Genomic DNA, 5,112 nt, shown 5'->3' on the forward strand with positions numbered 1-5,112 from the left:
ACGGCGCAGGGCGGGATGGTCATTCTCACCACCCACCAGCCGCTGCCGGGGGCCGCGGACACCATCCGCCGCCTTGCGCTGACCGGCGGGGGGGCAGGGCTGTGATGTGGCGTGTCTTCTGTCTTGAGCTGCGCGTCGCGTTTCGCCACTGCGCGGACATCGCCAGCCCGCTGTGGTTCTTCCTGATGGTCATCACCCTGTTTCCGTTAAGCATCGGGCCGCAGCCGCAGCTACTGGCGCGTATCGCGCCGGGCATCATCCAGGTGGCGGCGCTGCTGGCCTCGCTGCTGGCGCTGGAGCGGTTGTTTCGCGACGACCTGCAGGACGGCAGCCTGGAGCAGTTGATGCTGCTGCCGGTGCCGCTGCCGGCGGTGGTGCTGGCGAAGGTGCTGGCCCACTGGACGGTGACCGGCCTGCCGCTGATTATTCTCTCCCCGCTGGTGGCGCTGCTGCTGGGGATGGACGTGTACGGCTGGAAAATCATGGCGCTGACGCTGCTGCTGGGCACGCCGGCGCTGGGGTTTCTCGCCGCGCCGGGCGTCGGGCTGACGGCCGGGCTGCGGCGCGGCGGCGTCCTGCTGGGCATACTGGTGCTGCCGCTGGCCATCCCGGTGCTGATTTTTGCCACCGCGGCGATGGACGCGGCGTCGATGCATTTACCCGTTGACGGCTATCTGGCGGTTCTGGGGGCGCTGCTGGCGGGCAGCGCGACGTTAAGCCCGTTCGCCACCGCGGCGGCGCTGCGTATCAGCGTGCAGTAGCGCATTTGCAGGCCGGATAAGGCGCCGGCCGCCGTCCGGCACCACGGACATTTTACTGGTTTCAGGAGGTCAGGTGACGACTATGTGGAAAACCCTTCATCAGCTGGCAGTGCCGCCCCGGCTGTATCAGATTTGCGGCAGGCTCGTGCCGTGGCTGGCGGTGGCCGGTATCATCGCGCTGGCCACGGGCTGGGTCCGGGGCTTTGGCTTCGCCCCGGCGGACTACCAGCAGGGGGAGAGCTACCGCATTATGTATCTGCATGTCCCGGCGGCCATCTGGTCGATGGGTATCTATGCGGCGATGGCGGTGGCGGCGTTTACCGGGCTGGTCTGGCAGATGAAAATGGCCAGCCTTGCCGTCGCGGCGATGGCGCCGGTGGGGGCGGTGTACACCTTCATCGCGCTGGTCACCGGCTCGGCGTGGGGTAAACCGATGTGGGGCACCTGGTGGGTGTGGGACGCGCGCCTGACCTCGGAGCTGGTGCTGCTGTTTCTCTACGCCGGGGTCATCGCCCTGTGGCACGCCTTTGACGACCGCAGAATGGCCGGGCGCGCGGCGGGCATTCTGGTGCTGGTCGGCGTGGTGAACCTGCCGGTTATCCACTATTCCGTCGAGTGGTGGAACACCCTGCACCAGGGCTCGACGCGGATGCAGCAGAGTATCGACCCGGCGATGCGCTCGCCGCTGCGCTGGGCCATCACCGGCTACCTGCTGCTCTTTATGACGCTTTCGCTGATGCGGATGCGCAACCTGATTTTACTCATGGAAAAACGCCGCCCGTGGGTGGGCGAACTGATACTGAAAAGGGGGCGCCGGTGAGAACGGCATTTTCATCGTGGAGCGATTTTTTCGCCATGGGCGGGTACGCCTTTTTTGTCTGGCTGGCGGTGGCGATGACCGTGGTGCCGCTGGCGGCGCTGGCGCTGCACACGGTGCTGCAGCGCCGGGCCATTCTGCGCGGCGTGGCGCAGCAGCGGGCGCGCGAGGCGCGGATGCGTGCCGCACAGGCACAACAGGAGGCCGCGTGAACCAGCGACGCAGAAACCGGTTATGGGTGGCCTGCGCGGTGCTGGCGGGCCTGGCGCTGACCACCGCTCTGGTCCTGTACGCACTGCGTGCGAATATCGACCTGTTCTATACCCCCGGCGAAATTCTCTACGGCAAGCGCGAGACGCAGCAGCTGCCGGAAGTGGGCCAGCGCCTGCGCGTCGGCGGGATGGTGATGCCCGGCAGCGTCAGGCGCGACCCGGACTCGCTGAAGGTGAACTTCAGCCTCTACGACGCTGAAGGTTCGGTGGCGGTGAGCTATGAGGGGATACTGCCGGACCTGTTCCGCGAGGGGCAGGGTGTGGTGGTCCAGGGGGAGCTGGATACGCGCAACCACGTCCTGGCGCAGGAGGTGCTGGCCAAACATGACGAGAATTACACCCCGCCGGAAGTGGAAAAGGCGATGCAGGAAAACCACCGTCGTCCGCAAAGTATCAATAAGGACACCTCATCATGATGCCTGAATACGGCAACGCGCTGCTGTGCCTGGCGCTCGGCGTGGCGCTGCTGCTGTCCGTTTACCCGCTGTGGGGCGCGGCGCGCGGCGACGCGCGGATGATGGCGTCGGCCGGGGTGTTCGCCTGGCTGCTGTTTATCTGCGTGGCGGGTGCGTTTTTCGTGCTGGTGCACGCCTTTGTGGTCAACGACTTCACCGTGGCCTATGTCGCCGGCAACTCGAACACGCAGTTGCCGGTGTGGTACCGGGTGGCCGCCACCTGGGGGGCGCACGAGGGCTCGCTGCTGCTGTGGGTGCTGCTGATGAGCGGCTGGACCCTGGCGGTGGCGGTGTTCAGCCGGCCGGTGCCGGCGGATATCGTGGCCCGGGTGCTGGCGGTGATGGGGATGGTCAGCGCCGGTTTTCTGGTGTTCATCCTGTTCACCTCGAATCCGTTCGCCCGCACGCTGCCGGCCTTCCCGGTGGAGGGGCGCGACCTGAACCCGCTGCTGCAGGACCCCGGACTGATTTTCCACCCGCCGCTGCTGTACATGGGCTATGTCGGCTTCTCGGTGGCCTTCGCCTTCGCCATCGCCGCGCTGCTGGGCGGGCGTCTGGACAGCGCGTTCGCCCGTTTTGCCCGCCCGTGGACGCTGGCGGCGTGGGTGTTCCTGACGCTGGGTATCGTGCTCGGCTCCGCGTGGGCCTACTACGAGCTGGGCTGGGGCGGCTGGTGGTTCTGGGACCCGGTGGAGAACGCCTCCTTTATGCCGTGGCTGGCGGGCACCGCCCTGCTGCACTCGCTGGCGGTCACCGAACAGCGCGCCGGCTTTAAGGCGTGGACGCTGCTGCTGTCCATCTGCGCCTTCTCGCTGTGCCTGCTGGGCACCTTCCTGGTGCGCTCCGGGGTGCTGGTGTCGGTGCATGCCTTCGCCTCCGACCCGGCGCGCGGAATGTTTATCCTCGCCTTTATGGTGCTGGTCACCGGCGGTTCGCTGCTGCTGTTCGCCGTGCGCGGGCACAGGGTGCGTTCGCGGGTGAACAACGCGCTGTGGTCGCGCGAGTCGCTGCTGCTCGGCAACAACGTCCTGCTGATGGCTGCCATGCTGGTGGTGCTGCTGGGCACGCTGCTGCCGCTGGTGCACAAGCAGCTGGGGCTGGGCAGTATTTCGGTGGGGGAGCCGTTCTTTAACACCATGTTCAGCGGGCTGATGGTTCCCTTTGCCCTGCTGCTGGGGGTGGGGCCGCTGGTGCGCTGGGGCCGGGACCGGCCGCGTAAAATCAGAACGCTGCTGCTCACCGCCCTGGTCTCCACCCTGGCGCTGTCGGTACTGCTGCCGTGGCTGTTTCAGGACCGCATCGCCGCCATGACGGTGGCCGGGATGGCGATGGCCTGCTGGATTGGGGTGCTGGCGGTGGCCGAAGCCGTACAGCGCGTGTCCCGCGGCGCCAGGATTTCCCTCAGCTACCAGGGGATGGTGGCGGCGCACCTCGGGCTGGCGGTGACGATTACCGGCATCGCCTTCAGCCAGAATTACAGCGTGGAGCGTGACGTGCGGATGCGGGCGGGCGACAGCGTGACCATTCACGACTACCGCTTCACCTTCCGGGAGGTGAGGGACATCACCGGACCCAACTACCGCGGCGGGGTGGCCATCATCGGGGTGACGCGCAACGGGGCGCCGGAGGCGGTGCTGCACGCGGAGAAACGGCTCTACAACACCAGCCGGATGGTGATGACCGAGGCGGCGATTGACGGCGGGCTGACCCGCGACCTGTACGCCGCGCTCGGGGAGGAGCTGGACAACGGCGCGTGGGCCGTGCGCCTGTACTACAAGCCATTTGTCCGCTGGATATGGGCCGGGGGGCTGCTGATGGCGCTGGGGGGGCTGCTGAGTCTGGCGGACCCGCGCTACCGCCGCCCGCGCCGCCCGTCGCCGGAGGCCGTATGAAACGCAACGTACTGTTATTACCGTTACTGATTTTTCTGCTGATTGCCGCGGCGCTGCTGTGGCAACTGGCGCGCAATGCGCAGGGCGATGACCCGACGGCCCTTGAGTCGGCGCTGACCGGGAAGCCGGTGCCGGCGTTCCGCCTGGAGTCGCTGGACCGGCCGGGGCAGTATTACGGGGCCGGGGCGCTGACGCAGGGGAAACCGGTGCTGCTTAACGTCTGGGCCACCTGGTGCCCGACCTGCCGCGCCGAGCATCAGTACCTGAACCGGCTTGCCGCGCAGGGTATCCGGGTGGTGGGACTGAACTATAAGGACGACCGGGCGAAGGCGGTGGCCTGGTTAAACACGCTGGGCAACCCGTATGCGCTGAGTTTATCGGACAGCGACGGGATGCTGGGGCTGGACCTGGGCGTGTACGGCGCGCCGGAAACCTTCCTCATCGACGGTAACGGGATTATCCGCTACCGCCATGCGGGCGATTTGAACGCCCGGGTGTGGGAAAGTGAACTGAAACCGCTGTGGGATAAATACAGCCGGGAGGCGGCGCAATGAGATTTTTACCGGGCATGCTGATGCTGGTGCTGATGCTGGTGCTGGTGATGGCCGCGCCGGCGCGGGCGACCACCGACGTGATGCCGTTCAGAAACGAGGCGCAGGAGCAGCAGTTCCGCCAGCTCACGGAGCAGCTGCGCTGCCCGAAATGCCAGAACAACAGCATTGCGGACTCGAACGCGATGATAGCCACCGACATGCGCCGGAAGGTGTATGACCTGATGCAGGAGGGGAAGAGCAGGCAGGAAATCATCGATTACATGGTGGCGCGCTACGGCAACTTCGTCACCTACGACCCGCCGCTGACCCCGCTGACGGTGCTGCTGTGGGTGCTGCCGCTGGCCGCCATCGTGGCGGGCGG

General features: G+C 66.8%; 8 protein-coding genes. All 8 read left to right on the forward strand.

All coding sequences use genetic code 11. The annotated features are described in order from the left end of the window. Positions 1 to 105 (forward strand): hypothetical protein (locus AC3G3F_RS23700; RefSeq protein ID WP_230323413.1); only part of this gene is annotated, 105 nt, incomplete at its 5' end. Further along, entirely contained in the window at positions 102 to 761 is a 660-nt protein-coding gene (gene ccmB, locus AC3G3F_RS23705; RefSeq protein WP_023247221.1) for a heme exporter protein CcmB, read from the forward strand. The genes AC3G3F_RS23700 and ccmB, both read left to right, overlap by 4 nt. An 82-nt stretch (positions 762 to 843) precedes the next feature. Beyond that, positions 844 to 1,581: a heme ABC transporter permease gene (locus tag AC3G3F_RS23710; RefSeq protein WP_053511205.1), complete on the forward strand. Its 738-nt coding sequence runs from the start codon at positions 844 to 846 to the stop codon at positions 1,579 to 1,581. Further along, positions 1,578 to 1,790, forward strand: a complete 213-nt coding sequence (gene ccmD / locus AC3G3F_RS23715; protein ID WP_023247223.1) for a heme exporter protein CcmD — start codon at positions 1,578 to 1,580, stop codon at positions 1,788 to 1,790. The genes AC3G3F_RS23710 and ccmD overlap by 4 nt, the downstream gene beginning before the upstream one ends. Further along, entirely contained in the window at positions 1,787 to 2,266 is a 480-nt protein-coding gene (gene ccmE, locus AC3G3F_RS23720; RefSeq protein ID WP_070804650.1) for a cytochrome c maturation protein CcmE, read from the forward strand. Before ccmD ends, ccmE begins: the two co-directional genes overlap by 4 nt. After that, complete coding sequence (locus AC3G3F_RS23725; RefSeq protein WP_053530180.1) at positions 2,263 to 4,197, forward strand: heme lyase CcmF/NrfE family subunit; 1,935 nt, start codon at positions 2,263 to 2,265, stop codon at positions 4,195 to 4,197. Before ccmE ends, AC3G3F_RS23725 begins: the two co-directional genes overlap by 4 nt. After that, positions 4,194 to 4,751, forward strand: coding sequence for a thiol:disulfide interchange protein DsbE (gene dsbE / locus AC3G3F_RS23730; RefSeq protein WP_488395917.1), 558 nt, complete (start codon positions 4,194 to 4,196; stop codon positions 4,749 to 4,751). The genes AC3G3F_RS23725 and dsbE overlap by 4 nt, the downstream gene beginning before the upstream one ends. Beyond that, positions 4,748 to 5,112 (forward strand): cytochrome c-type biogenesis protein (locus AC3G3F_RS23735; protein WP_488395918.1); only part of this gene is annotated, 365 nt, incomplete at its 3' end. The genes dsbE and AC3G3F_RS23735, both read left to right, overlap by 4 nt.

Source organism: Salmonella sp. FC25216, from assembly GCF_057751355.1.

What these genes read in the sequence shown, in the direction of transcription:
- AC3G3F_RS23725 (WP_053530180.1), top strand. Translation starts at nt 2,263, where the DNA reads ATGATGCCTGAATACGGCAACGCGCTGCTGTGCCTGGCGCTCGGCGTG.
- AC3G3F_RS23710 (WP_053511205.1), top strand. Translation starts at nt 844, where the DNA reads ATGTGGAAAACCCTTCATCAGCTGGCAGTGCCGCCCCGGCTGTATCAG.
- dsbE (WP_488395917.1), top strand. Translation starts at nt 4,194, where the DNA reads ATGAAACGCAACGTACTGTTATTACCGTTACTGATTTTTCTGCTGATT.